The sequence below is a fragment of the Rhodococcus sp. NPDC056960 genome (genome assembly GCF_042674125.1).
In the GTDB taxonomy this organism is placed as follows: domain Bacteria; phylum Actinomycetota; class Actinomycetes; order Mycobacteriales; family Mycobacteriaceae; genus Rhodococcus_F.
This window is the reverse complement of record NZ_JBHURF010000020.1, coordinates 167,574-194,539: the sequence shown is the minus strand read 5'-3', so window position 1 is coordinate 194,539 and position 26,966 is coordinate 167,574. Positions and strand designations below refer to the sequence as shown.

Annotated in this window: 22 protein-coding genes; 13 read left to right on the top strand and 9 right to left on the bottom strand. The window is 67.7% G+C overall.

Annotated elements, in window-relative coordinates:
• Positions 1-154: 154 nt before the first annotated feature.
• A complete protein-coding gene (locus ACFTWF_RS29520; RefSeq protein ID WP_378464677.1) occupies positions 155-3,394 on the bottom strand; it encodes a protein kinase in 3,240 nt (1,079 codons plus the stop codon).
• Between the two features lie 15 nt (positions 3,395-3,409).
• A complete protein-coding gene (locus ACFTWF_RS29515) occupies positions 3,410-3,535 on the bottom strand; it encodes a hypothetical protein (RefSeq protein ID WP_378464670.1) in 126 nt (41 codons plus the stop codon).
• A gap of 251 nt (positions 3,536-3,786) precedes the next feature.
• Here ACFTWF_RS29515 and ACFTWF_RS29510 point away from each other — a divergent pair, with 251 nt between their 5' ends.
• A complete protein-coding gene (locus tag ACFTWF_RS29510) occupies positions 3,787-5,484 on the top strand; it encodes an MFS transporter (RefSeq protein ID WP_378464669.1) in 1,698 nt (565 codons plus the stop codon).
• On the opposite strand, the gene ACFTWF_RS29505 is transcribed toward ACFTWF_RS29510, so the two are convergent.
• On the bottom strand, positions 5,444-6,004 hold the full coding sequence (locus ACFTWF_RS29505; protein ID WP_378464668.1) for a TetR/AcrR family transcriptional regulator: 561 nt from the start codon (positions 6,002-6,004) through the stop codon (positions 5,444-5,446). The genes ACFTWF_RS29510 and ACFTWF_RS29505 overlap by 41 nt on opposite strands.
• Before the next feature lie 175 nt (positions 6,005-6,179).
• Here ACFTWF_RS29505 and ACFTWF_RS29500 point away from each other — a divergent pair, with 175 nt between their 5' ends.
• The 7 genes from ACFTWF_RS29500 to ACFTWF_RS29470 all read left to right on the top strand — a co-directional run bounded on the left by ACFTWF_RS29500 (position 6,180) and on the right by ACFTWF_RS29470 (position 13,444).
• Positions 6,180-7,172 carry a phosphotriesterase gene (locus ACFTWF_RS29500; RefSeq protein ID WP_378464667.1) on the top strand — a complete coding sequence of 331 codons (993 nt, stop codon included), beginning with the start codon at positions 6,180-6,182 and terminating at the stop codon, positions 7,170-7,172.
• Positions 7,173-7,225: 53 nt separating this feature from the next.
• On the top strand, positions 7,226-8,182 hold the full coding sequence (locus ACFTWF_RS29495) for a phosphotriesterase (protein ID WP_378464666.1): 957 nt from the start codon (positions 7,226-7,228) through the stop codon (positions 8,180-8,182).
• 12 nt (positions 8,183-8,194) lie between these two features.
• Positions 8,195-9,316: an FAD-dependent oxidoreductase gene (locus ACFTWF_RS29490; RefSeq protein ID WP_378464665.1), complete on the top strand. Its 1,122-nt coding sequence runs from the start codon at positions 8,195-8,197 to the stop codon at positions 9,314-9,316.
• Between the two features lie 4 nt (positions 9,317-9,320).
• Positions 9,321-10,238 carry an alpha/beta hydrolase gene (locus tag ACFTWF_RS29485; protein ID WP_378464664.1) on the top strand — a complete coding sequence of 306 codons (918 nt, stop codon included), beginning with the start codon at positions 9,321-9,323 and terminating at the stop codon, positions 10,236-10,238.
• A 1-nt stretch (position 10,239) separates the two neighbouring features.
• Positions 10,240-11,181: an MBL fold metallo-hydrolase gene (locus ACFTWF_RS29480; protein WP_378464663.1), complete on the top strand. Its 942-nt coding sequence runs from the start codon at positions 10,240-10,242 to the stop codon at positions 11,179-11,181.
• A gap of 20 nt (positions 11,182-11,201) precedes the next feature.
• Entirely contained in the window at positions 11,202-12,929 is a 1,728-nt protein-coding gene (locus tag ACFTWF_RS29475) for a CocE/NonD family hydrolase (protein WP_378464662.1), read from the top strand.
• Between the two features lie 140 nt (positions 12,930-13,069).
• A complete protein-coding gene (locus tag ACFTWF_RS29470; RefSeq protein WP_378464676.1) occupies positions 13,070-13,444 on the top strand; it encodes a hypothetical protein in 375 nt (124 codons plus the stop codon).
• Positions 13,445-13,447: 3 nt separating this feature from the next.
• Here the strand turns inward: ACFTWF_RS29470 and ACFTWF_RS29465 are convergent, their stop codons facing one another.
• The 3 genes from ACFTWF_RS29465 to ACFTWF_RS29455 form a co-directional block, all read right to left on the bottom strand.
• Positions 13,448-14,290 carry a hypothetical protein gene (locus ACFTWF_RS29465; protein ID WP_378464661.1) on the bottom strand — a complete coding sequence of 281 codons (843 nt, stop codon included), beginning with the start codon at positions 14,288-14,290 and terminating at the stop codon, positions 13,448-13,450.
• Between the two features lie 2 nt (positions 14,291-14,292).
• Complete coding sequence (locus tag ACFTWF_RS29460) at positions 14,293-15,483, bottom strand: aromatic ring-hydroxylating dioxygenase subunit alpha (protein WP_378464660.1); 1,191 nt, start codon at positions 15,481-15,483, stop codon at positions 14,293-14,295.
• A 61-nt stretch (positions 15,484-15,544) separates the two neighbouring features.
• Positions 15,545-17,074, bottom strand: coding sequence for a class I adenylate-forming enzyme family protein (locus tag ACFTWF_RS29455; protein WP_378464659.1), 1,530 nt, complete (start codon positions 17,072-17,074; stop codon positions 15,545-15,547).
• 71 nt (positions 17,075-17,145) lie between these two features.
• On the opposite strand from ACFTWF_RS29455, the gene ACFTWF_RS29450 reads away from it, so the two are divergent.
• Entirely contained in the window at positions 17,146-17,745 is a 600-nt protein-coding gene (locus ACFTWF_RS29450) for a TetR family transcriptional regulator (RefSeq protein WP_378464658.1), read from the top strand.
• Positions 17,746-17,944: 199 nt separating this feature from the next.
• Here the strand turns inward: ACFTWF_RS29450 and ACFTWF_RS29445 are convergent, their stop codons facing one another.
• A complete protein-coding gene (locus tag ACFTWF_RS29445; RefSeq protein ID WP_378464657.1) occupies positions 17,945-19,075 on the bottom strand; it encodes a helix-turn-helix domain-containing protein in 1,131 nt (376 codons plus the stop codon).
• A gap of 269 nt (positions 19,076-19,344) precedes the next feature.
• Here ACFTWF_RS29445 and ACFTWF_RS29440 point away from each other — a divergent pair, with 269 nt between their 5' ends.
• Positions 19,345-20,769, top strand: a complete 1,425-nt coding sequence (locus tag ACFTWF_RS29440; RefSeq protein ID WP_378464656.1) for an amino acid permease — start codon at positions 19,345-19,347, stop codon at positions 20,767-20,769.
• Positions 20,770-20,830: 61 nt separating this feature from the next.
• Here ACFTWF_RS29440 and ACFTWF_RS29435 read toward each other — a convergent pair whose 3' ends face one another.
• The gene (locus ACFTWF_RS29435; protein WP_378464655.1) at positions 20,831-21,718 is read right to left on the bottom strand and encodes a LysR substrate-binding domain-containing protein; all 888 of its coding nucleotides are present in this window, start codon (positions 21,716-21,718) and stop codon (positions 20,831-20,833) included.
• Positions 21,719-21,853: 135 nt separating this feature from the next.
• On the opposite strand from ACFTWF_RS29435, the gene ACFTWF_RS29430 reads away from it, so the two are divergent.
• From ACFTWF_RS29430 to ACFTWF_RS29420, 3 genes are read left to right on the top strand one after another with little or no spacing between them, the layout of a single operon-like run.
• Positions 21,854-23,218, top strand: a complete 1,365-nt coding sequence (locus ACFTWF_RS29430; protein WP_378464654.1) for an MFS transporter — start codon at positions 21,854-21,856, stop codon at positions 23,216-23,218.
• Positions 23,215-24,930, top strand: coding sequence for an acyl-CoA dehydrogenase family protein (locus tag ACFTWF_RS29425; protein ID WP_378464653.1), 1,716 nt, complete (start codon positions 23,215-23,217; stop codon positions 24,928-24,930). Before ACFTWF_RS29430 ends, ACFTWF_RS29425 begins: the two co-directional genes overlap by 4 nt.
• Complete coding sequence (locus ACFTWF_RS29420; RefSeq protein WP_378464652.1) at positions 24,927-26,108, top strand: CaiB/BaiF CoA transferase family protein; 1,182 nt, start codon at positions 24,927-24,929, stop codon at positions 26,106-26,108. The genes ACFTWF_RS29425 and ACFTWF_RS29420 overlap by 4 nt, the downstream gene beginning before the upstream one ends.
• Before the next feature lie 6 nt (positions 26,109-26,114).
• Here the strand turns inward: ACFTWF_RS29420 and ACFTWF_RS29415 are convergent, their stop codons facing one another.
• Positions 26,115-26,810: a FadR/GntR family transcriptional regulator gene (locus tag ACFTWF_RS29415; RefSeq protein ID WP_378464651.1), complete on the bottom strand. Its 696-nt coding sequence runs from the start codon at positions 26,808-26,810 to the stop codon at positions 26,115-26,117.
• Positions 26,811-26,966: the final 156 nt, after the last annotated feature.

Below are 26,966 nucleotides of genomic sequence, written 5' to 3'. Positions count from 1 at the left end.
GGCGGGGCGCGCGCCGGGTCCGGGCGGCGCGGGCCCCCCGCGGCGGGCCCGGTCGCGGGCCCGGCCGGCGCGCGCGCCGGCGCAACGGGGGTTTTCCCGGGGCGCGCGGGCCCCCCTGGGGGGCCACGGCTCGCCCGAGTACCGACGTTTGGCGCTATCCACGTCGTCGATCGTCGGTTATCTCGTCGAGGAGTCCGGTGACGAGTTCGCCGCCGTCGGCCAGCAGGCGGGGCAGACCGCACTCGGCGCAGGTCGCCGCGACGGGAATCAGGACCTGTTTCGCGACGGTGATCCTGCCCGCGGCGGCCAGGCTCCGCGCGTACAGCACCCTGGCCTCGAGGAGGGCCCGCGGTCGCCGGGCGGCTTCGAGTGTCCGCACCACCGCCTCCATCCGGGCACACGCACGGTCATGGTCGCCGGCGGCCAAGAGCAGCCGGATGTGAGAGTCTTCGTCGATTTCGGTTGTTCGAGTGCTGATCCCGGCAGGTAGTCGTTCTGATGCCGATCGCTGCCGGATGTGGGTGCGCAAGTCGATGCCCGGGTCCAATCCGCAGCGAATCCGCTCGTTGTCGATCCGCGCCGCCAGCCGTGGCAGTGACAACGTCCGGGCCGTGGCGGCGCCCTCGTCCAACCGCTGCGCGGCCGCGGCCATGTCCCCGCGCAGGGCCTTGATCCGGGCCCCGGTGCCGTAACTGGCGAGCATGAAATCCACGACGCCGCCCTCGGCGCCGAGACGATAACTGGCATCGAGCAGGCGTTCGGCCTCATCGATCATCCCCTGCTGATACAGCAGGTCGCCGAGCAGAGCCCCGGACAGCTGTGCCGCGTACGAGTGGACACCGACGGACGCCACGGCGAGGTTCCAGGCGGCCCGGAAGTGGCCCTCCGCGGCGGTGATGTCGAGGAGTTCGTGAGCGGCGATACCGGCGAAACACTGCCCGATCATCCCGAAGTGCGGGCCGTGGGTCTGCTGGTGGAAAACCCGTGCCCAGTCCTGCAGTCGACGGGCGGCATCGAAGTCGAAAGCGCAGATGTCGGCGAAAGAGGTGACGTCCGCTGCGGCGGCGACGACGAACGGCGGCAGGGTGTCCGGTCGTCTCAGACATTCGCGGGCCTGTTCGCAGGCGTCGTCGATGGCATCGGCGTGGCACCGGCCGACGTCTGCGATGACCGCCGCCTCCACCCGCAGATCGATCGCCTGCACCTCGGTCAGTGTGTGCTCGTCGAGGGCGATCTCGACCCGCGCCAGGGCGGCCTGCATCGGCTCGAGTCGGTGCAGCAGGACGTTGGCCCACGCCACGATCAGCTGGAGCCGCGCCCGGTTCTGCGCGACCGGTACGGGCAGTTTCGCGACCAGAGCGAGGACCGTGCCCATCTTCGAGCTTTCGATCAGACTCATCGCGTGCGACTCGATCAGGTCCACGGCGCGGTCGTCATCGCCGGCGGCCAGGGCATGATCGACCGCCTCACCGAGCGCGTGGTGGTCGGCGAACCAGTCCGACGCTCTCCGGTGCAACCGTGCGAGCTGCTCGGGGGCCTCGCGCTCGAGCCGGCGTCGGAGAAACTCCGCGAACAGATGGTGATAACGGAACCAGTCCCGGTCGTCGTCGAGGCTGCGCAGGAACAGATCCCGCTCTTCGACCTCCTCGAGCAGAGCCTGTCCGCGGGGCGTGTCCGCGAGGACTCCCGCGAGGTCGCCGCAGATTCGTTCCGGAATCGACGTGGCCATCAGGAAGTCGAGAAGATCGGGTTCGAGTGCACTCAGCACATTCTCGGCCAGGAACTCGCCGATGGCATGATGTCGCCCGGACAGGTGGGCGATCAATTCTCCTGCATCGGGTCGATCGCGGAGCGACAGGGACGCGAGCTGCAGAGCGGCGACCCACCCGTCGGTGGACCGTGTCAGCGAGGCCAGTTCGGATTCGGCCAGCGCGAGTCCGTTCACGTCGATGAGAAGGCGGGCGGACTCGTCGAGGTCGAAACGCAGGTCCATGGCGGTGACCTCGACCAGTTCGTCGCGAACTTTCATGCGGCCGAGCGGCAGTCCTGATCGGGTCCGGCTGGTGACGATGATCTGGAGGTGGTGGCAGCCGTTGTCGAGCAGGTAGCCCAGGGCAGCGACGGTCGCGGGATCGGTGACCCGGTGCCAGTCGTCGATCACGACCGCCACCGGCATCCCCCGGTCGTGGACCTCGTCTACCAGTGAGGTCAGCACGTAACGATCGGCGTCGGCGCCGTGGTCTTCGAGCACCTGACCGAGATCGTTTCCCAGAGTGGGCTGCACACGCCGGATCGCCTCGATCAGATGCGCGAGAAACCACACGAGGTTGTTGTCGTCGTTGTCGACGGACAGCCACGCCACCGCCGTGCCCTCGGCGACGAGCACCTCGCGCCACTGGGCGGCGAGGGTGGACTTGCCGTATCCGGCGGGCGCGTGAATGAGCACCAGCCTCCGCGGCGTGGCCTGCAGAGTCTCGAGCAGCCGTGCCCGGCGCACCAGCGACTTCGGTGCGGTGGGTGGCCTGAACTTCGTCGCAGCAGTCGGCGGCGCACGTCGCAGGTGCTGCGGGCGGGCGGGTGTTTCGGCGGGCATGGGCACCGATTCCGACGATCCCACGTGCACATTCGCGGGACCGCGGAGCGGCGGGTCCTCGTCGACGAGCGCTCCGGCCCGGGTCACGGTGTCGCGCAGCTCGTCCTCGAACTCCGCCGCCGTGCGTGGCCGAGCCGTGGGTTCGGCGGCCATGGCGTGTCCGATCACCGCCCCCACCGCATCGGGAATGGCCGGATCCCGCAGATCCGGCATCGGCTCCTTGGTGATTCTCACGAACTGGGCGACGAGCTCTTCGCCGCTGCGGCGTTCGAAAGCGGCGTGCCCCGTCAGAGCGCAGAACAAGCTCGCGCCCAGGCTGTAGATGTCCGATGCCGGGGTGGGGCTCTGCCCGGCCAGGACCTCGGGGGCGGTGAACGCGGGCGAACCGGTGATCACACCTGTACCGGTCTCGAAGCCCCCGGAAATCCGGGCGATCCCGAAATCGGCCAACTGCGGCTCGCCGTACTCGGTCAGCAAGATGTTCGCCGGTTTGACGTCACGGTGCACGACCCCGGCCTGGTGGGCGGTCTCGAGCGCCCCAGCCAACGCAATCCCCAGACGCAGCGTGTCGGCCCAGCCCAGCGGGCCGCTACGGCGGATCGTGGCGTCGAGCGAGCCATATCGGTGATACGGCATCACGAGGTACGGGCGGCCCGCCGTCGTCGTGCCGACCTGCAGAATGGTGACGATGTGGCGGTGCCCGGACAGTCGGCCCATCGCCCGCTGCTCGCGCAGGAACCGTGCCAGGTCCTCGGAGGCAGGTTCGGCGGCCAGCACCTTGACCGCGACCGTGCGGTCCAGGTGCGGCTGCCGGCATCAATAGACGACCCCGAACCCGCCGCGCCCGATCTCCCGGATGTCGGAGAATCCGTCGGCTTCCAACTCTGCTGTGATGTCCCCGGCGTTGTCACGCTGGGTGGCCATCGGATCGAATTCGGCCATCGCACGCCCCATCCCGGCCGGCGTCACCGCACCGGCGGCAGGTTCGAGTCATCCCGTTGTTGGCGGGCAGTGATCCCAGAGTATCCCGCGGGTACCGGCTGCGGATGGTCTCCGGGTGGTCTCGACAGCAATTCCTTGACAAGCTGTAAACCGATATGACACCTTGCTCAATCAGTGCGTGGCATGTATCACAAACGCACCCCGGCTGCCGTTGCGGCGGCACGGGAATCCTCGAGCAAGGAGCTCACACGATGAGTAACTCGACTGCGCGGTCGCCGCGATACGCGGCGACCCTCGTGGCCGCGTGCCTGGCCGTCATGGTGGCCCAGGTGGCGTACTCGCTACCCGGCGCCCTGAACGGAACCTTCCAGCAGTCCTTCGCCATCTCCGGTGCGGAACTCACCTGGATCAGCGCCGCCTTCGCCACGACGATGGTGGTGTTCGAACTGACCTTCGGCGTGCTCGGTGACCTGTTCGGACGGAAACGCCTGCTCCTCGGGGGAGCGCTGCTGATCGTCGCCGGGGCCGCGGTGTGTGCGAGCGCGCACGAGGTGCACCTGATGTGGATCGGCCAGGCGATCGCGGGCATCGGCGCCGGTGTGCTGTATCCGATCTCGCTTGCCATGCTCGCCGCCGTGGCGCCCGACGCTCAGGCCCGGGCCAAGGCGATCGCGCTGTGGGCCGGCTTCCTGTCCCTCGGCGCCGCCGTCTCTCCGATGATGGCCGCCGTGCTCGCCGAATACGGCAGCTGGCGTTGGGCTTTCGGTGTCGTGATCGCCGCCGCGCTGATCTCCTTCGTCGTCTCGCTGGGCGCGCAGGACTCGTCCTCCCCGGAGGGCCGCACGCTCGACGTCCCCGGCCAGGTGACCCTGGCGGTGGGCCTGATCGCGCTGCTGTGGGCGCTGACGCAGGGGTCCGAGGTCGGCTGGGGCGACACCACGATCGTCGTGGGGTTCGCCGTCGGCGTCGTGTGCCTGTTCGCGTTCGTCGTCGTCGAGTTGCGCACCGAGGTGCCGCTGCTGCACCTGAATCTGTTCGCCCACCGGGCATTCGCGATCTCGGGCATCACCGCGGTGGTCGGGATGTTCGCCTTCCTCGGCATCTGCTTCTCGATGAGCATCTGGCTCGGCGCGGTCCAGCACGTGTCGCCGCTGAAGATCGGCGCGTTGTTCCTGGTCATTCAGGGGCCGGCGTTTCTGCTGGTGCCACTCGTGTCACGCCTGATCCACGGCATCTCGCCGCGCTGGGTGCTGACGTCGGGCTTCACGCTGATCGCAATCGCCGGTGCCATCTGCGCGCGGTTCGACGTCCGGACCGGGGAGTGGACGGATTTCGCCGCGCCGATGCTGCTCCTCGGCGTCGGGTTCACCTTCACGGTCGCGTCGATCACCGCGGTGGCTATCAACTCCGTGCCGCTGCGCCTGGCCGGCATGGCCAGTGCCACAACCAATCTGTTGCGCGACTTCGGTTTCGCCCTGGGCCCGGTCCTCGTGGCCGCCGTCGCCAACAGCGTCGCCAACGGCGGGGTGCGGGACGGTGTCGGCGCCGCCGTGGGGGAGTCGGATCTCGGAGCGGCCCATGCCGGCGCGGTCGAGGGGATCGCCGAGCACGGCGGTGCGATGGCGCTCAACTCGATGCCGGTGATCCCGGTGCCGACCGACCCGGCGCAGGCGCCCGGTCCCGGAAATCCGATGCCGCCGATGCCCGCGGCCGTTCACGAGTTGGCGCTCACCTCGCTCGGCAGCGGCTACAGCCTGGCGTTCCTGGTGTGCGCGCTGTGCGCCGCCGCGTCCGCCGCCCTCACCCTGTTCGGCCTCGTCGGCAGCCGGCCGGAGTCGGAGACCGTGGCCGATCCGGGCACCGGCATTCTGTACGAGATCGCCGACGTGGCAGGCGATGTGGGTGAGCTCAGTCGTCCGACGCCAGCAGCGAGAACCACGACTCGGTGAGCTCGTCGAGGCAGACCTCGCGGGGGATCCGCCAGCCGATCGAGAAGTAGCGGCGCGAGAGGTGCTCGAGCTGGCCGAAGGCGAGCACGCAGCGGATCTGGCGACGATCCGGCGGGAAACGCTTCTCCTGGTCCAGTCCTGCGGTCATCTGGCCGACCGCGTCCTCGAACCATTGCTCGGTCCTGTCCGCGACGCCCGGCTCGTGGGCGGCCTGGTACGACGCGGTGAGGTAGGGCTTGATCTCGTCCCACTGCGAGAACTTGCGGTCCAGCCACGCCCGGATCAGGTCGCGCGAGCCGGAGGCGACCACCGCGGTCAGCGTGGGGTCGTCGGCGGCGGTGAGGATTGCGTCGACCTTCGTCAGCAGCGCACTCATCACGTCGGCCTTGGATGCGAAGTGCAGGTAGAACGTGGTCCGGGTCGAGCCCGCGGCGGTGGCGATGTCGTCGATCGTGGTCGCGGCGTAGCCCTTGGTGCCGAACAGCTCCAGTCCTTTCGCGAGAAAGAGCTCGTAGGTCATCTGCTTCTGTGCGGCACGGAGCGACATGACCCCAGATTGTAGCGGCAGTCCATCCACCAATCAGTCAGCACACTCACTTATCTTCTAGATAACTCACTTGACAGCTTGTAGTGTGAAAACTATCGTGACTCGCACCACGTCGTGCCCGACACGACGCTGACGAAAGGAAGAGCCGATGAGCGGCGTCCACACCACCGAGAATCACACCGTCCACACCGTCCTCGGCCCGGTTCCCGCCGACGAGTTGGGTGTCGTCTCGGTGCACGAGGCGCTGCTGTCGGTGGTTCCGGGCGCCGAGCACGCATTCGACGTCACCCTGGACCGCGCCGAGATCTTCGAGACTCTCAAAGCGAAGTTGACGGACTTCCGGGACCACGGCGGGCGGACGATCGTCGACAGCACCGGCATGTTCCACGGTCGGGACGTGAGGCTGTACGAGGCACTCTCGCGGTCGACGGGTGTGCACGTCGTCGCGTCGACAGGCATGGGCCCGGAGGAGATGCTCGGCGGCTACTTCCTTACGCCACAGACCAATCCGCCGACGCCGTGGCCCGCGGAAAAGTTCGCCGACCTCTTCACCAAGGAGATCGCCGAGGGCATGGTGGTTCCGCGGGTCGAGCGCCGCGGCGCCGCGGGCCTGGTGACCACCGCCGCGAACCGCGAGGGCATGACGGCCACCGAGGAGAGCCTGTTCCGTGGCGCCGCCCGGACCGCCCTGGCCACCGGAGTCGCGGTCTCGATCCGCTTCGGCAAGGACGCACTGAACGACCTCGAGATCCTCCTCGAGGAGAAGGTACCCGCCGACCGCATCGTCGTCGGCGGGCTCGACCGCACGGACGCGGTGAAGGCCGGCGCACCGCTGGAGGTCGCCCGCCGAGGCGCCTTCGTCGCCCTCGATCACGTGGGATCGGGCACGGCCGACGACACCCATGTCGCCGACGACGAGCGTGCCGCGTTGGTGCGCGAACTGGTCGACTCCGGCCACGGTGATCGAATTCTGCTCTCGAGCAATGCAATCGGTGTCGCCAAGGGGCAGCCGGAGCGCGACGTTCCGTTCAGCTACGTCCTGTCGGCGTTCGTGCCCCTCCTCAACGCGCAGGGGCTCAGCGCGGAGGACGTCAAGCGCATCCTCGAGGACAACCCGCGCGAACTGCTGTCCGTCCGCTGACATCCGCGACCGCGGGCAACCATCGAGTTTCGACTTCTGTAGAGGTGAGTGTTGTGTCGAGAGTGAACACCGTTCTGGGGCCGATCCCCACCGAGGAGCTGGGGATCGTGGCCGTCCACGAGCACATCGGGTACGGCATGCCCGGCTCCGAGCTGGACACGAGATGGTGGAAGACCCCCGAGGAGCGGTACCTGGAGACCGTCCCGAAGCTGCGCGCATTCCACGAGTACGGGGGCGGGACCTTCGTCGACGTCACCGGAATCTGCAACGGCCGCGACGTCGATTACTACAAGTCGCTGTCCGCCAAGACCGGCGTGCACATCGTCGCCTGCACCGGCTTCGTCGGCGGCGACACGGCGCTGCCGTTCTTCGAACGGGCGAGCGTCGACTACCTGACGCAGCAGTTCGAGCACGAGATCACCGTCGGCATCGGGGGCACCGGCAGCCTCGCCGGCGTCATCAAGGTGGGGGTGAGCCGCGGGGGCCGGATGACGGATCTGGACAAGCGGATCTACCGCGCCGCCGCCCGCGCCGCGCTGAGCACCGGCGTGCCGATCCTGACCCACCTGGCGATCGACGCCGAGAACGCCATCGCCATCTTCCACGAAGAGGGTCTGCCGCTCGACCGCGTGCTGTTCGGTCACGTCGACGACGGTGTGAACGCCGACAAGACGCGCGACACGTGGATCGCCGAACAGGGCGGTCGTGTCGGCTTCGACACGTTCGGTTACGAGACCGAGCTCGAGGACCCGCCGTTCTGGGCCCGGCCGCGCAAGGAGCGCCTGGACCATTTTCTCCGTTTCCTCGGTCACGGCCACCTGGACCGGGCACTCGCCGGCGTCGATGCCAACTGCAGTCCGCTCGGGTGGCCGGGTGTCAAGGGCCACACCGTGAATTACCTCTTCGAGGACCTCATTCCGGACCTGCGCGAGGCCGGTCTGGACGAGGCCACGATCACCAAGTTGTTCGTCGAGAACCCGGCAGACTTCTTGACCATCCAGCAGAACTGACAAGGACGAGAAATGCAGTCAACAGAGCTGAAGAACCTGACCATTGCCATCGTCGGTGCAGGGTACGCCGGTGCGGCGTCGGCCAAGGCGCTGAGCCTACTCGGCGCCGACGTCCACGTGTACGAGCAGGCGAGCCGGATCCGGGAGGTCGGCGCCGGCATCGGCCTGCGTCCCTCGACCATGGACCGCTTCCGTCAGTGGGGGATCTTCGACGCGATCGCGAAGGTCAGCTCGCCCAGTGACTATTTCGAGATCCTCACCGGCACCGGCGACCCGATCATGAAGGAGTCGTGGCCGGGAATCGGGGACTATGCCGAGGAGACCAAGACCCACCTGATCCACCGGGGCGACTTCATCGACGCCCTCCTCGGCGTGCTCCCCGACGGCATGGTTCATCTCGGCCACACCCTCGAGTCCGTCGAGGATCGGGGCGAGCGTTCCGTCCTCACCTTCGGAGGCGGCAAGACCGTCGAGGCGGATCTGGTCGTCGGCGCCGACGGCATCAAGTCGGTGGTGCGCAGGCAATTGTTCAGCGACAAGGATCCGGTTTTCTCCGGGGAACACGCCTATCGCACGGTGATCCCCGTCGACGACGCCCACGGGATGGTCGTCGACGACAACCTCCGGATGTACATCGGCAAGGGCACGAAGGTGTACTTGCTGCCGCTGCGTCACCGCGGTCAGGTGTCCTTCGACATCACCGCCCTGTGCGCCGACGGAACCTGGGCGCCGGCCGTCACGAAGGACGACGTTCTCGCGACGCTGGACGGCTTCGACGAGCGGATCGTGAAGATCGCACGCGACCTCGACCTGGACACCGTGAGCGTTCGCGCGGTCTACGACATCGACCCGGTCGAGCGGTGGCACTCGAATTCGGTTGTCCTCGTCGGCGATGCCGCCCACTCGATGCTGCACCACCAGGGGCAGGGCGCGAACTCGGCCATCCTGGACGCCGGCGCACTCGCCGACGCACTGCAGGAGGCGGATTCGGTAGGGGAGGCGCTGGCGCTGTATCAGGCGACCCGCAAGCCGGTGACGGACGAACTGCAGCGCATCTCCCGTCAGGGGTGGACCGAGGACGAAGTCGACGACGTGTTCCCGGGTCAGAAGCCCGCCGCTCCGGTGGAGGCCTGACACCATGCCTCTGCACCCCGAGATCGCCAAGATCCTGCGCGCCCTGCCCGCTCCGCCCGACTCCCTCGACCCGGCCGCGATGCGCGCCGGCGAGGAAGCGCAGGTCCCTCCCGTCGAGGAACGCCTGGCACTCCACGCAGTCGAGGACACCACCGCGGGGGACGTCCCGGTCCGGATCTACACGCCGGTCGACGCCGACTCCTACGGCCTGCTCCTCTATTTCCACGGCGGCGCCTTCTTCCTCGGCAGCCTCGACACGCACGATCATGTCGCCCGGAGCCTGGCAAAGGAGACCGGGCTGAAGGTGATCTCCGTCGGCTACCGCCGGGCGCCCGAGGCGGCGTTCCCGGCCGGTCTGCAGGATTGCCTCGGCGCGGTCCGGTGGGCCGCCGAGAACGGCACGGCCCTGCAGTGGGACGGCTCGACGCTCGCGTTGGCCGGGGACAGTTCGGGTGGCACGTTCGTCGCCGCGGTCGCCGCCCTGGCCCACGACGAGGGATTCGACCGCATCACCCACCAGATCCTGTTCTACCCGTCGCTTGACCTGGACTTCGACGTCGACCGCTACCCCTCCCTGCGGGAGAACGCCGAAGGTTACGGCGTGGAGACAGCCGGGCTGAAGCCTTTCAACGCCTTCTACCTCGACAGCGGCGCCGACCCGGCGGACCCGCGGGTCTCCCCGATCAAGCGCGCGGATCTGACCGGGCTGCCCCCGGCGCTGATCGTCACGGCCGAGTTCGATCCGATGCGCGACGAGGGCGAGTGGTACGGCACGCGGCTGGCCGAGGCGGGAGTGGATGCGACGGTCAGCCGCTACGACGGCGCCAACCACGGTTTCGTCCAGAACTTCTCCTGGATCCCCGAGTACCACAGGGCATTCGAGGAGACCGCCGAGTTCCTTCGGTCCTCCCCGGGGCAGTGACATGACGCAGGACGTGAAGATTCATCCACTCGTCTCGCCGTGGGGCCGATTCGGGCTCTACAGTTTCTTCGTCGACGCCCCCGAGCCGGCGATCGTCGACACCGGGATCGCCTCGTCGCCCGCCGAGGGCATGGCGCCCGCACTCGAGGCGCTCGGACGCAGGATCGAGGATGTTCGCTGGATCCTGTTGACCCACGGCCACATCGATCACATCGGCGGGGCGCACGCCCTGTGGGAGCTGACGGGCAGGCGCGCCCAGGTCGTGATCCACGAGGCCGACGCGCATCTGCTGCGGTCGCGGCGGGCGCATGTGGACGAGTACCTCGCCGGACGGGCGCGGTACCTGCACGACCCCGAGGGTGAGGCGAAGCAGATCGCGGCGACCGACGCGGTGATCTCCGGTGAGATGGAACCGACGATGCTGGTGCGGGGCGGCGAAACGCTGTCCCTGGGTGGAGACGTCACGGTCTCCGTGCATTCGATTCCGGGCCACACGGCCGGCTCCGTCGCCTACGTGGTGAACGGGCAGAACTCCGTGTTCGTCGGCGACGCCGTCCAGGTCCACGGGGCGGCCAACGGATTTCCCGGGTACGAGGATCCGGACGCCTACCGGTCGAGCGTGCAGTACCTGCGCGACGAGATCCGGCCGCGTCACCTGTACCTGGGGCATCCCTACCGCAGGGCGGACGGGGTGGCCTACGGGGTCGAACTCGACAGCGAGCAAGCGCGGGAGGCCCTGCAGCAGAGCCTCGACGTCGAGACCCGGGTCGAGGACGCCGCCCGGCACTGTCTGTGCCACGGTCTGCCGGAAACCGACTCGGCCTATTCGCCGTTCGCCCTCGCTGCCGACAGGCTCGAGTACGACGGCGACCCCACACTCGAACCGTCCCCGTTCTTCACCACACTCCACGGCTACCGCACGCAGTTCGACCAGAAGTCTTGACAGAAAAGGAGTTCGCGCTCATGGCTGAGTTTCGAACGTTGGACGCGGGCGGGCTGAAGATCGCCGTCCGAAAGGATCTCCAGGTGCCGATGCGGGACGGCGTCACGCTCGTCGCCGACTCGTATTCCGGTGTCGAGGACAAGCCCCGGCCCGCGCTGGTGGCCCTGAGCCCCTACGGCAAGGAACTGCAGGCACTGGCCCTCACCACGCCGCCGCAGCGACGCCCCAGCCCGATGTGGGACGGCTGCATCGAGGCGGGCGACATCGCCCGCGTCGTCGCGGAGGACTACGTCCACGTGATCGGTGACCTGCGCGGCTCCGGTGGTTCCGGCGGTGAACACGTCGGCAACTACAACGCCGGCGGCGTCTCACTCGGCCAGGACGCCTACGACTTCATCGAATGGGTCGCCGAGCAGCCGTGGTGCGACGGCAACGTCGGCATGATCGGCATCTCCTACTTCGGGTCGATGCAGGTACTCGCCGCCGCCGAGCGTCCGCCGCACCTGAAGGCGATCTTCGTCTCCGGCGGCCACTACGACTTCTACGAGACCACCTACCACGGCGGCATCATGTGGTTCATGCCGCGCGCCGCCCGGGAGGGGCGCGGCGGTGACTCGGGCTGGGCCTTCACCGACCACGTCAAGTCCCGCATGCTCGAGACGTACTCCGCGGAGGAGATCGAGGCGCGGGTCGCCGCGCGTCTCGCCGATCCCGATGTGGCCGCCTGGCCCAATCTGGTTCACGTGCTGAACTACCCGAAGAACCACGAGGCCTGGTTCGACATCGTGATGAACGAGCTGGACGGCGACTGGTACGAGGAACGCAACCCGATCACGCTGGCCCCGAACATCGACATCCCCGTCTACCTGCAGATCGACCAGGGCCGCGGCTGGACGATGGACGGCACGATCGACCTCTTCGACGCCGTGACGGGCCCGAAGAAGCTCGACATCGGCCCCTACCCGCCGATGCAGTCCCGCCCCTTCATCGAGGAGCACGACAAGATGTTCCGGTGGTACGACTACTGGATCAAGGGCATCGACAACGGGGTGATGGACGAGCCGGCAGTGTCCGTCTTCGTCGAGGGCGCACGGAAGCACGTGACCGGCAGTCAGTGGCCGCCGAAGGACGTCGAGTATCGGTCGCTGTATCTGCGTCCGCGTCGAACGCTGTCGTTCGAGCCGGAGCCCATGGGAGCCGAATACGCCGCGCCGGACGGGTTCTACCAGGCGCCCCTCACGGTCACCGACCGCGTCGAGATCCTGGATTGGAGCACCGCACCGTTCGAGGTGGACACGGAGATGATCGGCACGGGCGCCGCGCATCTCTTCGCGGAGATCGATCAGGACGACACGAATTTCATCCTGCGTTTGTGGGACGAGGCGCCCGGTGGCTCCCGCCAGTTGATCACCACGGGCTATCTCAAGGCCTCGCACCGTGAACTCGACGAACGCACCACCGAGGGCAACCCGCACCACCCGCACACCCGGTCCGTCCCGGTGGAACCGGGGAAGATCGAGGAGTACGTGCTGCGTCTCTACCCGTTCGCGAACACGTTCCGGCCCGGCCACCGTCTGACGGTGGAGTTGTCGAACGACGAACCGCTGGCCGACGCACACAACTCATTGCTCCCGCCGGATGCCTTCCACCTCCCCGTGGGCCGTCCCGTCACCCACAAGATCTACCGCGACGCCACCCACCGGTCCCGCCTCGTGCTGCCGTTCACGACCACCGGGGCGGGGGAGTAGCGATACACCGGACGACCCTTCCCCGTGCGTTGTGCCCGTGCTAGACAGCTAGGACGAACGGCGCCTCGGCCGGCGCAGGAGGAGGACAGGTGACCGCAGCTCATGCCGTCTCGATCGCGGTGACCTTCACCTGGCTGGGGATGGTGGTCGCGATCTCGTTCCTGGAGGCGCCGCTGAAGTTCCGGGCACCCGGGGTGACGGTGCCGCTCGGATTGGGGATCGGCCGGCTGGTGTTCCGTGCCCTGAACGTCGTCGAGACGGTGTGGGCGGCACTGCTCGTCGCCGGGATCCTCGTGGCCGGTCCCGCTGCCGGGGTGGTGGTGGCCGGAGCTACCGCGGTCGTTGTCCTCGTGATTCAACTGGTCGGTGTCCGACCCCGGTTGACCCGACGATCCGACCGCGTCCTCGCCGGTGAGGACGTTCCCCGTTCCCATGCGCACTACGCCTACATCGGGTTGGAAGTCGTGAAGGTCGTCGCGCTGCTGGCGACCGGGATCCTGCTGCTCGGGGCATGAGGGCTACCCGAGGGTGAACAGTGCGTCGCTCCGGTCGTGCTGGAACGCCGCGGAGCGGAGCACGTCGAGGGCCGCCGCGTCGGAGGCGTCGACACTGGTCTCGATCGAGTCGGCGCCGCTCGCCCAGAGGTGCTCGATCCCGGTCCGGACCACGCCCGCCAACCGGTGGCGGCGGGTGTCGGCCGGACTGTCGGCGACGGAAATACGCAACCGTCCGGCGCCGGCATCCGCGCCGGCATCGTCGAAGTACTGCCACACCGGCGGCGCGCCGACGTTCCGACCGTCGTCCGCAGAGGCCACGAACCGCGGTCGCGGTGAGCGCGCCATGCGGGACGCGGCGTAGTCGGAACGGGACGGTAGGAGCAGCCGGTCCCGTCGGCCGCCGGCCTGTGCGCCGAATCGCCGCGCAAGCCGTGCGGACGCCGGATGTGAGCCGTAGGAACAACCGACGAGCGAGGCTCCGGCGATGGTACCGAACGGGGCAGGCAAGCCGGACAGGTCGGCACCGACGGTCTCGAAGACAGCGGTGGCGACGCCCATCGACCGGTACTGCGGATCGACCACGATGTCCACTGCCCATAGGGACGGTCGCAGTTGCCTGGCGGTGACGACCGCGGCGAGTACGGGTGCACTCGGCGCGGAGGAGGTCCACCGGTGCAGGAGGGTGCGAACCTCGGCGGTCAGGGAGCGTGCCGAGGACCGCGAAAAGGACTGGGCCGGTGCGGAGAATCCCATCTCCGCGTCGGCTGCGCGAGCCGCCCGGAACAGAGGGGCGGTGCCGTGGGACGGGGGACCGTCGTAGCACCGGAGCGCGATCAGTTCCGGTTCGGTGTCCGCGGTGGACATGCTCATTCCTCCGGGGCCGTCTCGACGAGGCGGCGTACTTCCCGCCGGAAGAGGTGGCTGGCCAATTCGTTCCGGCCGAGCAGCATCGTCCCCGCATCCATGCTCGACAGCACGCGTTGCGAACCGTCGAGGATGGGAAAGTCCTCGTCGTGGAGGATCGAGATCAAGATGTCCCAGTTCTTCTTCCACCGTTTCGTCCAGTGCTCCTCGGTCAGCCCGCTGTCCTCTACTGTCGGAGCCATGATCCGCATCTGCATGATCGACTCGTTCGGGTCCGCGCCCACCGGGCGGAACGTGAGGAGCTCGATGTGGGTCGCATGCTTGAGCAGCATGGTGTTCGGCGCGAGAAAGCAGCTCTCGATGGTGTGATTCACCATCGACGGATCCCACGTCACGTCCTGGCCGATGAACTGATCGATGCTCTTCCGGCTGGTCAGGAACCAGAAGTGGCGTCCGTAGTCCTCGAGGGCAACGGCATTGGTGTGCAGCATCTTTCCCGCGGTGTTCGGATGCGCGTACTTGACGTGGTAATTGTCGAGGAACCCGTCCTGCATGATCTTCCAGTTGGTGGGCCGGCGATACGTGTGCGGGTCGACGCTCACGAGGCGGTCGATGCCGAACCCGCCGAGAATCTCGTCCATCTCGGGCCCGAGCCACGCGGCGACGTCGATTTCTCGCCGGGCGTTGTCGATGATCCAGACGAAGCCGTGACGCTCCTCGACGGGAAGCTCGACGAGGCCGAATCGGGACCGATCGAATTCACCGAACGTGTTGTCGAGGGTGACGGTGCGCAACTGGCCGTTCGGATCGTACGACCACCGGTGGTACGGGCACGAGAAGAGCCGGCACTTGCCCGATTCCTCGGTCACCAGCTGGGCACCACGATGACGGCACGCGTTGACGAAAGCTTTCACGCTGCCGTCCTTCTGCCGGATGACGATGACCTTGTTGCGCGGCAGTTCGACGGAGATGAAGTCGTTCTTGCCGGCGAGTTCGGTGCTGTGGGCGACGATGAACGGCACTTCGCCGAAGATGCGGTCCCGCTCGAGTTCGGCCACCGCCGGATCGTGGTAGTCGGTCGACTGGAACGGTGCGATCTCGTCCCACTGGTCGGTGACGGAATCGTCGAGGTGCGTCAGCAGTTTCCGCAGTGCGCGGTCCCGCACGGTCTGCATGTCGATGTCGATGGTCATGATGAGGGAACTCCCACTCGTTCGAGAATCGCACCTGCGGTGCGGTGCAACAGGTTTGTGGTCAGGACGCGGTTCGGCCGATGCGGTCGTGATGCTCCGGCAGGTCGACGTACTCGGCTCGCAGGATTCGTTTGTCGATCTTCATGCTGGAGGTGCGCGGCAGCGGGTTGTCGCGGAAGACGACATAGCGGGGCACCTTGTAGTTCGACAGCCGGTTTCGGCAGTGATCGATGATCTCGTGCGAGGGCACCTCGGCGGAGGTGCGCAGCAGGACTGCCGGAGTTTCGCCGAACTCGTCGTCGGACACACCGATCACCGCCGCCTCGAGCACTGCGGGCAGCTCGAGAACGGCGCGTTCGAGTTCGGCGGCGTAGATGTTCATCCCGCCCGAGATGATCACGTCCTTGGTGCGGCCGACCACCCGGATCGCGCCCTCGTCGTCCCTGACGCCGACGTCGCCTGTCCGTAGCCATCCCCCCGCGAACGTCTGCTCGGTGAGCGCGTCGTCCTGCCAGTACCCGCGGGCGACGCCCGGGCCGGAGATCCAGATTTCGCCCGGTATTCCGGCGGGGCAGGGTGTCCCGTCGAGATCCATGATCTCGACCGTGGTGAGGATGCCGCCGAAGCCGACCGACTCCGGTTTGCGCATGGACAGTTCGACGGTCGGGAACGTGACCATCGACAGCGACTCGGTCAGTCCGTACGCCTGACGCAGGCCCACCCCCTTCGCCGACCATGCCTCGATCAGCTGCAGAGTCACGGGGTTTCCGCCGATGAACACCACCTTCAGCGAAGAGAGGTCGGTGGATGCGAACGACGGGAGCGTGGCCATCTGCTCGAAGAAGATCGTGGTGCCTGCCATCGTCGCCACACGTTCGGACGCGATCAGCGACATCGCGACCTGCGGATCCCACTTGGGCAGCATTACGATGCTGCCGCCGAGCACCAGGGGTGCGAGGAATCCGTTGAGCAGGCCTGCGGCGAACGACATCGAGCTGAGGTTCAGGGTGCGTGCGCCCATGAGTTCCGGTGCCTGCAGCGACCATTCGAAGAACGCGCCGAGCAGGGACTCGTGGGTGTAGACGACGCCCTTCGGCAGTCCGGTCGACCCGGACGTCGGGATGATGCACACCGCGTCGGCCGGATCTCGCCCCGGCGGCGGCAGGGGTACGTCCAGGTCGGTGGTGCGCAGGGTCCGGGAATCCAGGATCTGCGGGGGTTCGGTGATGCCGGTGCACGCCGCCTCCGCGATCTCCCGGTTGGCGGCCGCCGCGACCACCACCCGCGGGGTCAGTTTCCGATAGACCTCGCCCAGTTCGACGGACTTGTGCCGCTCGTTCAGAGGGCACAGGATGCCGCCGGCGCGGATCGCGCCCAGAGCGGCAATCGCCCACTCCACGGACAGGCCGCCGAGCACCCCGACACGATCACCCGGCAGTACACCCGAGGACACGAGTTGTGCCGCAGCGCGATCCATCGCGACCGTCAGCTCGCGCCACGTCAGCGAGGTGTCGTGACAGATCAGCGCCGGTGCGTCCGGTTGGCGAACCGTCCAGGCCTGGATGGCGCGGAGAATGGTGGTGTCACGCATCGACGTGCTCCTTGTCGTGGGTCTCGGGGTGGGGGGTGGGGGTACGATTCGCGCGGACCTGAGGAGGATCAGTGGGACGCAAGCCGGCGATCACGCGGAGCGCCGTGGTGTCTGCCGCCATCGAGATCATCGATCGCGACGGCATGGACGGATTCAGCCTCGAACGGATCGCGACGGCGCTCAATGTGCGGGCACCGTCCCTGTACAACCATTTCGCCGACAAGACCGAGATCCTGTCGGAGGTGGCACGCGCGGTCGTGCTGGAGACTCCGCGGATTCCCGACCCGGCGCCGGGACAGTGGCGGGAATGGCTGATCGCCGAGTCGCTCGAGTTCCGGAATTCGCTACTGCGCCACCCGAATATCGTCCCGGTGGTGTTCACCTGGTTTCCCGAGAACCTCCTGCACAAGCTGTACGCGCAGTATTCGCGGTTGCTGGGCGACCAAGGGGTTCCGCGGTCCCGTCAGTTGTTTCTGCTCGAGGCCACGCACCGGATGACGGTGGGATCCGCGATGTGCACGGCGACCGGCAGGCCCGCGCTCGTGGAGTTGCCCCCGATCGATTCGGAGGCACCCGCCGAGGGAACATCGGTCGCGGATGCGGACCGGGTGCTGTTCGTCGAGATGCTCAGGGCGTTCCTGATCGGTGTCGACGTCGAAGGTAGAGGCTGACCGCGCGTCGACTCGGGTTCGAGTCGATCGGTGGGCGGGCGATCGGCGGTGCAGGCATTCCAAGCCTCCCTCGGGCTGACGAATCACGTGTCCGTGGCGTGAGACAACGCTACATCGAGCGTGGTTTGTCTCACAGAGAAATAAACTATAGGCATTAGTAAATCGGGTCAAGCCCCAACTTGCCGTCGGCCGCCGCAGGTCACGGGCGCGGAAACTGTCCGAGGAATTTGCCCAGAAAGAGACCGAGGTGCAGTTCCAGTCGATGGGCGCCCACCGCCAGGTCGAGTCCCGTGAGGTCCTCGATACGGCTGAGGCGGTAGTACAGGGTCTGACGATGGATGTTCAACTCCGCGGTCGCGGCGGCGGCGTCACCCGCATGAGCCAGGTAGATTTCCGCCGTCGAACGGAGGTCGGTGTTCCGGTGTTCGAGGAGCGATCTGACGGCGGGGGTGATCGCCGCCTCGGCGATGGCCTCGGCCGACGCCACCGCCGTCAGCCGGTAGGCGCCGATGCTGTCCCAGTAGGTCACGGGTCCCATCGACGGGTCCTGGCGGATGACCGAAATGCCCACGCGCGCCTGGAGCCAACTGCGCCGGGCATCGGAAATTTCGGTGTACGTCCCACCCACGCCGACCGTGGCACCGTGCGACGCGCACGCTTGCGCCAGCGACTGCACCGACATGGTGGTAGAGCCGCCGTCCGGCATCACCAGCGCCGTCAGCCGTCCCATCGGAACCCGGACCACCTCTGCCGGAAGTGCGACGGTCGGGGCATCGACGGCGAGCACCGTGAAGGCCTCGTCGTCGCGAAGGAGATTGGCGGACTCGACGGTGCGGATGGCCGCCTCGTCGTCGGCGTCGCCCTCGAAGAGCCGGGCCAGGGCGGAGATGCCCTGGTTCGACTCTTCAGCTGCCAGTAGGGTTCCCGCGTGTGCCGCGAGCGGCATCAACGCCTCGAGGTCGGCGTCGGAAATCGTGTTGTCGGCGTCGGGGTGCGCGAACAGGAAGCCGTACGCTGCCCCGCGGTGGCGTAGGGGTATGCAGATGATGCTCGTCGGCCCGCCCGCCGACGACTCTTGTATCCGCACCGGCCGAGTGGTAAATGCCAGTCCGAGCTTTTCGAATCGGGCAGCACCGGACCCTTCCGTGCCGCTCGTCTGGCCGACGATCGACTGGATGCGGTCCCCGGCTATCTCCGTCGACATCGCGTGATAGGCGCGGAGCGAAAAATCCCTGTTCAGGATCACGACGGATGCGTCGAGGGCATGCCGGATGTCGGCCGCGATGCTGTCCAGGTCGCCTGCGGTTTCGCCGGCGGCTACGTAGTCCACGATTGATATATTAGTCTACGCGCAACTAAAACACTATCCATCTGTCTGAGTGATGTCAGATTAGTTCTTGCATCTGTAGATAGTGCTGCGGCGAGCGGGAGAGTTACGTTGGTCACACATGCAGCGGACCCGATCCGCAGCGCATGGCCCGATCTCAATCGGATTCGGGGACTTCGGATTCGGGGAATCGACGTCTCGCCGTGGGACCGCGCACGCGGTCGTTACCGGTGTCGCGCCCCGTGCCTATATCGACCGCGAGGGAGCAGCCTATGTCCGACCAGCCGAAAGCGTTGCAGAAGACACTGAAGCAACGGCACCTGTCGATGATCGCCATTGGGGGAGTGATCGGAGCCGGACTGTTCGTCGGCTCGAGCGCCCTTCTCCACGCATCGGGTCCGGCAGCCTTCCTGTCATACGGAATCACCGGATTCCTCGTCGTACTCGTCGTCCGCATGCTGGGCGAGATGGCCGTGGCAAATCCGTCGACCGGTTCGTTCGCCGGATACGCGCGCACAGCCTTCGGCGGTGGCGCCGGCTTCGTCACCGGATGGCTCTACTGGTTCTTGTGGGTCGTCTGCGCCGGTGCGGAGGCGGTCGTCGGCGGCAAGCTCATGCAACGCTGGATCGACCTGCCCTCCTGGGTGATGACGCTGGCCCTGATGCTGCTGATGGTCGCGGTTAATCTGCGGTCGGTGGCCAACTTCGGTGAGTTCGAATACTGGTTCGCAGGAATCAAAGTCGCGGCGATCGTCGCCTTCCTGGCTCTCGGCGGCGCGTTCGTGTTCGGCCTCTGGCCCGGCCACCGGGCCGACGTCACGAATCTGACCGCGTTCGGCGGTTTTGCGCCGAACGGGTGGACGATCGTCCTGTCCGGTGTGGTGGTGGCCGTGTTCTCGATGGTGGGTCCGGAGATCGCCACGATCGCCGCGGCGGAATCGGCAGAACCGGAGAAGGCCGTCGCCAAGGCGGCGAACTCGGTGATCTGGCGTGTGGGTGTCTTCTACATCGGTTCCGTCCTGCTGCTCGCCGCGATCGTCCCGTGGACGGAGATCGAGGTCGGCCAGTCCCCGTTCGTGGCGGCCCTCGACGTCATGGGGATCCCGGGTGGTCCCGACATCATGAATGCCGTCGTGCTCGTGGCCGTGCTGTCCTGCCTCAACTCCGGTCTGTACACGTCCTCGCGCATGCTGTTCGTGCTGGCCCAGGAGGGAGACGCACCGCGCGGGATCGCCCGCCTCGACCGGCGCGGTGTTCCCCGCAATTCGATTCTGGTCGCCCTTCTGGTGGGATTCGCCTGCGTCGCGCTGGACTACTTCTCTCCCGAGACGGCCTTCGCGTTCCTCGTCAATGCCTCCGGCGCCACCATCTTGATGGTCTACCTGATGATCGCGCTCACCCAGATCCGCATGCGCACGACGATGGGACGCGAGCAGGCCGGGAAACTCCGGTTCAAGATGTGGCTCTTCCCGTACCTCTCCTACGTCGCGGTCGCCGGCATCGTCGCGGTGCTGGTGTCGATGTTCTTCGTCGACTCGACACGGTCGCAGATCGTGCTCAGCCTGGGCGCACTGGCGGTCACGCTGATCGCGTACCGCGCGCGGCGACGGTCGAACGACACCTCGGCACCCGTCCCCGCCGAGTCGGGCGTGACGACGGACGCGTCCCACTCCGCGGCACCGGGTGGTCGGGCGTGACCCGATGGGACATTCGTCCACTCGGATCGGCATGACATTCGATCGCGAAAGCTCGACCCGGCTACGGGTGACCGACCACGGTGCGCAGTACGCGGGTGACGGTCTGCACCGCCGGCGACGGATTCGACTCCTCCCACGCCATCGCGATGGGGAGGGTCGGAACGTCGCCGGCGATGGGCAGGTATTCGACACCGTCCATCGTGAGGTGTGCCGTCGAATCGACCACCACGGCCACCCCGACGCCCGCGCCGACCATTGCGAGAAGGCTGTAGGGGTCGGGTGCCTCGTGTGCGACGACGGGCGCGAAACCCGCTGTCGCGCAGAGCGCGAGCGTGGCGTCGCGGACCACGGAGCCGTGTTCCGCGGGATAGATGACGAACCGCTCGCTCGCCAGTTCCTGCGGCACGACCGCACCGGCATCCACGAGACGGTGCCCGGCCGGGACGGCCACCATCAGTGCCTCCTCGCGGACGGTGTGGGTGGCGAAACCCCGCGGGACCGGCAGCCCCACGATGCCCATGTCCAGGGTTCCGCGCGCGAGGGCGTCGAGCACCTCACCGGAGTACATCTGCGGGCGGAGTTCCAGTTCGATGCCGGGATAGGTGTCGGCGAGGGATCGGGCGAGGACGGAGAGCACCGTGTAGCCGCCGGCACCGCCGAAGCCGACGGTGACGCGCCCGGTCTCACCGGCGGACGCCGCCCGCGCGATGCCCCGCACGATCCCGATCTGTGCCTCGATCACCCGTGCCGGGGCCACCAGCGCCTCACCCGCGGCCGTGAGCCGCACCGAGCGGGTGGTGCGGACGAACAGGTCGGTGCCGAGTTCGCGCTCGAGCGCCCGCACGGTCTGGCTGAGCGGCGACTGCGCGACGTGGAGGCGCTCGGCGGCCCGCCCGAAGTGCAATTCTTCCGCGACCGCGAGAAAGGCGTGCAGGTGACGGAGTTCCACGACCACTCCTCGCAATTATGTGGTTTGAGCACCTAAACAAGCTGAATTAAGTCTTGGACTCTACACGGAATCCCGACCATAGTGATGCACACCACCGCTACCCCGGTGGGACGAGCACGACAGTCAGGGAGAACCGTGAATCCGAGTCCCGGCCGCGACGCGGCACCACCCGAATACAGCACCCGGCAGGCCCGCCGAGCGGGAGTCACCGCGTTCGTCGGGACAACCATCGAATGGTTCGACTTCTACATCTACGGCACCGCGTCCGCGCTCGTGCTGGGCCGGTTGTTCTTCCCCGACGCCTCGCCCGCGGTGGGCACCCTCGCCGCCTTCGCGACGTTCGCGATCGGGTTCGTGGCACGGCCGCTCGGCGGAATCGTGTTCGGGCATTTCGGTGACAAGTTCGGACGCAAGAACGCCGTGATCATCACGCTGGCCCTGATGGGGATCGGGACGGTCGGTGTCGGCTGTCTCCCCACCTACTCGCAGATCGGGATCTGGGCGCCCATCCTCCTGGTCGCGCTCCGCGTGGTCCAGGGCATCGCGATGGGCGGCGAATGGGGTGGCGCCGTGCTCATCGCCACCGAGTTCGCGCCCCCGAACAAGAAGGTGCTGTACGGCGCGTTCGCGCAACAGGGATCGCCCGTCGGCAACCTGCTCGCGACCCTGGCGTTTCTCGCGCTGACGCTGTTGTCGGACAGTGTGTTCGAGAGCTGGGGCTGGCGTCTGCCGTTCCTCGCGTCCGCGGCGCTCGTCGTCGTCGCGCTGTACATCCGGCTGCGCATCTCGGAGACCCCGGAGATGAAGAAGGCCGTCGTCGCGCAGGAACGCACCCGGATGCCGCTCGTCGAGGTGCTGCGCTCGCACCCCGTCGAACTCGTCCTCGGTGTGGGCGCGGTGGTCGCGGGTGTCGCCATCACATACGTCAAGACCACGTTCGCGCTCGCCTGGGCCACCGCCGATCTCGGATTCGACCGCAGCGATTTCCTGCTGGTGATCACGGTCGCGCTCGTCGCGCAGGTTCTCGTGCAGCCGTTCGGTGCGGTGCTGGCCACGCGGATCGACCCGTCGCGGGCGGTCCGGTGGATGCTGCTGCCCGAGATCGTGCTGTTGCCGTTGATGTTCCTCCTCGTCCAGACCGGGTCGGTGCCACTGGCCATGCTCGGCATGGTGCTGGCCACCGCGCCGCACGCGATGTACTACGCGGCGCTCGCCGGCATCCTCGCCCAGGTCTTCCCGACCACCGTGCGATACACCGGGATCTCGCTGTCGTATCAGCTGTCGACGGCGATCTTCGCCGGAACCGCCCCGATGCTCTGCCAGTTCCTGCTCACCCACACCGACTCGATCTGGCCGGTGGTCGCCCTCGGGCTCGGTTACGTCGTGCTCTCGCTCGTCTGCATGACCCTGCTGCTCCGCAGGGGAGACGCCCGTCGCAACCGGGAGGCCGCGACCCCTCCCACCCGCTCCTCGATCCGGAAAGATGCTGCCCACTCATGAATTTCGCGCACACCGACCCCGCCCTGCGCATCGTCGTCGACCGCTGGACCGACGCCGCGGACCGGAACAGGCTGAACGCCCTGCTCGACCGGCTGGGCGCCGACGCCGCCGGACGACTCGACGCCCTCGCCGCCACCGCCGACAAGAACCCGCCCGTGCTGCAGCAGTTCGACCGCGACGGTGAACGCATCGACCGGATCGCGTATCACCCGGCCTACCAGGAACTGTGCCGCGCCGCCTACAGCGAATACGGATTGTCGGCGCTGTCGCACCGCGGGGGCCTGCACGGCTGGGAGGCCGTGCCGCCGCACCTGGTGAAGTACCTCGCGTCCTACGTCTTCGTGCAGGCCGAATTCGGGCTGGCGTGCCCGGTGTCGATGACGGACGCCGCCGCCCGCATCCTGCGCATGTTCGGCGACCCCGGCGAGTTCGGTTCCTGGATAGACGGATTGACGTCCACCGACCCGGGCCAGGCGATGACGGGCGCGATGTTCATGACCGAACCGCAGGCCGGCACGGACATCGCCCGAACGGAGACGGTCGCGGAGCGGGACGGCGACGGGTGGCGGCTGACCGGGAAGAAATGGTTCGCGTCCAATCCCGACGCCGACGTCATCATCACCCTGGCCCGGTTCCCCGGCGGCGACGACCACTCGACGCGGGGCGTCGGCATGTTCATGGTGCCCAAGGTTCTGGCGAGCGGTGAGCGCAACAGTTACACGATCGACCGGTTGAAGGACAAGCTCGGCACCCGGTCGATGCCCAGCGGTGAGGTGTCGCTGACCGGCGCGTACGCCCTGCAGGTGGGCGAACTCGACCGCGGGTTCCGGCAGATGGCCGAGATGGTGAACACCTCCCGGCTGTCCAACGCGATGCGGTCGAGCGCACTCATGCGACGGGCCGTGCGGGACGCCGTCGACCACACCCGGCAGCGGGTGGTGTTCGGCAAGAAGCTGTTCGACCAACCGCTGATGCGCGCCACCCTGCTGCCGCTCGCACTCGACGCAGAGGCGGCGCTCACGCTCGTGGCGTACAGCGCGCAGTGCCTGCAGGCCGCCGACGCCGGTGACGACTCCGCTCGGGGGTTGATCCGGGTTCTCACCCCGCTCGCGAAGCACTACGTGTGCAAACGGGCCCGCGTCGTCACCGGCGAGGCCATGGAGGTCCGCGGCGGTAACGGCTACATCGAGGAATGGACGAACGCCCGCCTGGTCCGCGACGCCCACCTGGGCTCGATCTGGGAGGGCTCGAGCAACGTCATCGCCCTGGACGTGCTGCGGTGCATGCGGAAGTTCGGTGCGCACCGTCAGCTTGCGGACGCGATGCGCGGCATCCTCGCCGGGCTCGGACCCGACTGCGCCGCCGGTACCGACGTGCTCCGCCGCCGCTGGGACGACCTGATCGAGGAAGGCGACCTGCTGGTCGCGGGAGGCGACGACCTCGCGCAGGCCGGATGCGCGCGCTACGCGAACGAGTTGGCCCGCGCGGTGATGGCGACCCTGCTCTACGACCTCGCCGACTTCGCGATCACCTCGGACCGCGGGTACCGGTCGCTGCTCGTCGCGAACGCCTACCTCGCCGGCGACACCGGACACGTCCCGGCCGCGGCCCTGCACGAACTGGCCGCCATCGTCGACGGCACCGACGTCGAGGCCCGCGCCGCGCACGACACCGCACCCCGAACCGTTTCGGCGACAGGAGTTCTGCTGTGAGCACGACCCACGCCGGACCGGCGCCCCTTGCGGGTGTCCGGGTGCTGGACCTCTCCAAGATCCTCGCCGGACCGTACGCAACTATGTCGCTCGCCGACCTCGGCGCCGACGTCACCAAGGTCGAACATCCCGACGGCGGCGACCCGACCCGGTCGTGGGGGCCGCCGTTCGTCGGCGCCGACGCCACCTATTACCTCGCGATCAACCGGGGCAAGAAGTCGGTCACCGTCGACCTCAAGTCGGAGGAGGGACAGGACGCGATCCATCGGATCCTGGAGGAGACCGACGTCGTCGTAGAGAACTTCAAGCCCGGCAGCGGGTTGCAGCGCATCTTCGACTACCGGACGCTGTCCGAGCGGTACCCACACCTGGTCGTGCTGCACATCTCCGCGTTCGGGGAGGAGGGTCCGCTGCGCGACGAGCCCGGCTACGACATGATCGCGCAGGCCGCGGGCGGCCTCATGTCCCTGACCGGTGAGCCGGGTGGGGCGCCGATGAAGGCCGGATTCGCGATGGGCGATCTGGGGGCGGCACTGTTCGGACTGGTCGGCGTGCTCGCGGCTCTCGTGGAACGGTCGCGGACCGGCCGCGGGCAGTACGTGACGACGTCGCTGTTCGAGTGCCAACTCGCCCTGCACGTGAACTGGGCGACGAATTACTTCGCCACCGGCGAGCGTCCCGGCCCGCTCGGGTCCGGACATCCGAACCTCGCTCCGTATCAAGCCTTTCCCGCGAGCGACGGGTACTTCGTCGTCGCGGTGGGCAACGACAAGCAATGGGCGAGCCTGTGCTCGGCGATCGGCCGGGAGGATCTGACGTCGGATCCGCGCTTCGGACGCAACCGCGACCGGGTGGCGCATCGCGGCGATCTCGAGCGAGAACTGTCCGAGGCCTTCGCGACGGGCACCGTCGAGCAGTGGTGCGACACGCTCACCGCGCACGCCGTTCCCGTGTCGCCGATCCGGCACCTCGACGAGATCTACGCAGATCCGCACACCGCGGCGCTCGGGATGATCGGCACGGTCGACCACCCGACGCTGGGCAGCCTGCGGCAGATCGCGTTCCCGGTCAGTTTCGCCGGCGAACGTCCGCACCTGACGTCCGCCCCGCCGGTACTCGGGGCCGACACCGACACGATCCTCGGCGCCCACCGGCCGCAGTCGGTGGTCGGCGGATAGATGCGGTTACCCGCCCTCGCGCAGCAGCGCGACGTCGGACACCATCCGGATGTGATCGGCCATCGCCCGGGAAGCGCCCGCGGAGTCCTGATCTCGAATCGCCGTCGCAATGCGCCGGTGCCCTTCGAGGGACGCCCGCGGGCGTTCGGCCTGGGACAGCGATTCGATCCGGGTCTCCCGGATCAGCCCGGAAATCTCGCGCATCAGCTTGGCCAGCAGTGACGAGTGCGCCGCGACGGTGATGGCCTCGTGGAACTGCTCGTCGCCGACGACGCCGCGATCGCCCGCGGCGATCTCCGATTCCATCGTCGCGAGTGCGGAATCGATCGCGGCCATCTCCGCATCGGACCGGCGTTCGGCGGCGAGTCCGGCGAGTTTGACCTCCAGCGCCTCGCGGGCCTCGATCACCTCGGGAAGGCGGTCGGCGTGTTCTCGCAGCGCCTTGACGGCGCGCTCCTCGATGGGACGGCGGACGAGCACCGCGCCGTCTCCGTGCCGCACCGACACCACGCCCTGCACCTCGAGGGCGACGAGAGCCTGACTCAGGGACGCGCGGCTCACACCCAGTTGAGCTGCGAGTTCGCGTTCGGCGGGGAGGCGGTCACCCGGCGTCATCTCGTGGTCGGCGATGTGCGCACAGAGCTGTTCGACGATCACCTCGTACAGCCGCGGACGCGCCACCGGACGCAGTTGCTCAGCCACTGGGCCACCCACTCTCCATTCCACTGAAACTACTCCACGGTATCTCGCGAAGTCATGTAACCGCACGCACAGTTCCTGTTGACAGTGATCCACAACACTGCTTCGATGAAGTGGCTAGGCCAATCTGCCACTGAGTCAATTTGCTCACCGGCGGTG

Coding starts and splice junctions, on each gene's coding strand:
- ACFTWF_RS29515 (WP_378464670.1), bottom strand. CDS start 3,535: ATGGCCGAATTCGATCCGATGGCCACCCAGCGTGACAACGCCGGGGAC.
- ACFTWF_RS29510 (WP_378464669.1), top strand. CDS start 3,787: ATGAGTAACTCGACTGCGCGGTCGCCGCGATACGCGGCGACCCTCGTG.
- ACFTWF_RS29505 (WP_378464668.1), bottom strand. CDS start 6,004: ATGACCTACGAGCTCTTTCTCGCGAAAGGACTGGAGCTGTTCGGCACC.
- ACFTWF_RS29500 (WP_378464667.1), top strand. CDS start 6,180: ATGAGCGGCGTCCACACCACCGAGAATCACACCGTCCACACCGTCCTC.
- ACFTWF_RS29490 (WP_378464665.1), top strand. CDS start 8,195: ATGCAGTCAACAGAGCTGAAGAACCTGACCATTGCCATCGTCGGTGCA.
- ACFTWF_RS29485 (WP_378464664.1), top strand. CDS start 9,321: ATGCCTCTGCACCCCGAGATCGCCAAGATCCTGCGCGCCCTGCCCGCT.
- ACFTWF_RS29480 (WP_378464663.1), top strand. CDS start 10,240: ATGACGCAGGACGTGAAGATTCATCCACTCGTCTCGCCGTGGGGCCGA.
- ACFTWF_RS29475 (WP_378464662.1), top strand. CDS start 11,202: ATGGCTGAGTTTCGAACGTTGGACGCGGGCGGGCTGAAGATCGCCGTC.
- ACFTWF_RS29470 (WP_378464676.1), top strand. CDS start 13,070: ATGGTGGTCGCGATCTCGTTCCTGGAGGCGCCGCTGAAGTTCCGGGCA.
- ACFTWF_RS29465 (WP_378464661.1), bottom strand. CDS start 14,290: ATGTCCACCGCGGACACCGAACCGGAACTGATCGCGCTCCGGTGCTAC.
- ACFTWF_RS29460 (WP_378464660.1), bottom strand. CDS start 15,483: ATGACCATCGACATCGACATGCAGACCGTGCGGGACCGCGCACTGCGG.
- ACFTWF_RS29455 (WP_378464659.1), bottom strand. CDS start 17,074: ATGCGTGACACCACCATTCTCCGCGCCATCCAGGCCTGGACGGTTCGC.
- ACFTWF_RS29440 (WP_378464656.1), top strand. CDS start 19,345: ATGTCCGACCAGCCGAAAGCGTTGCAGAAGACACTGAAGCAACGGCAC.
- ACFTWF_RS29425 (WP_378464653.1), top strand. CDS start 23,215: ATGAATTTCGCGCACACCGACCCCGCCCTGCGCATCGTCGTCGACCGC.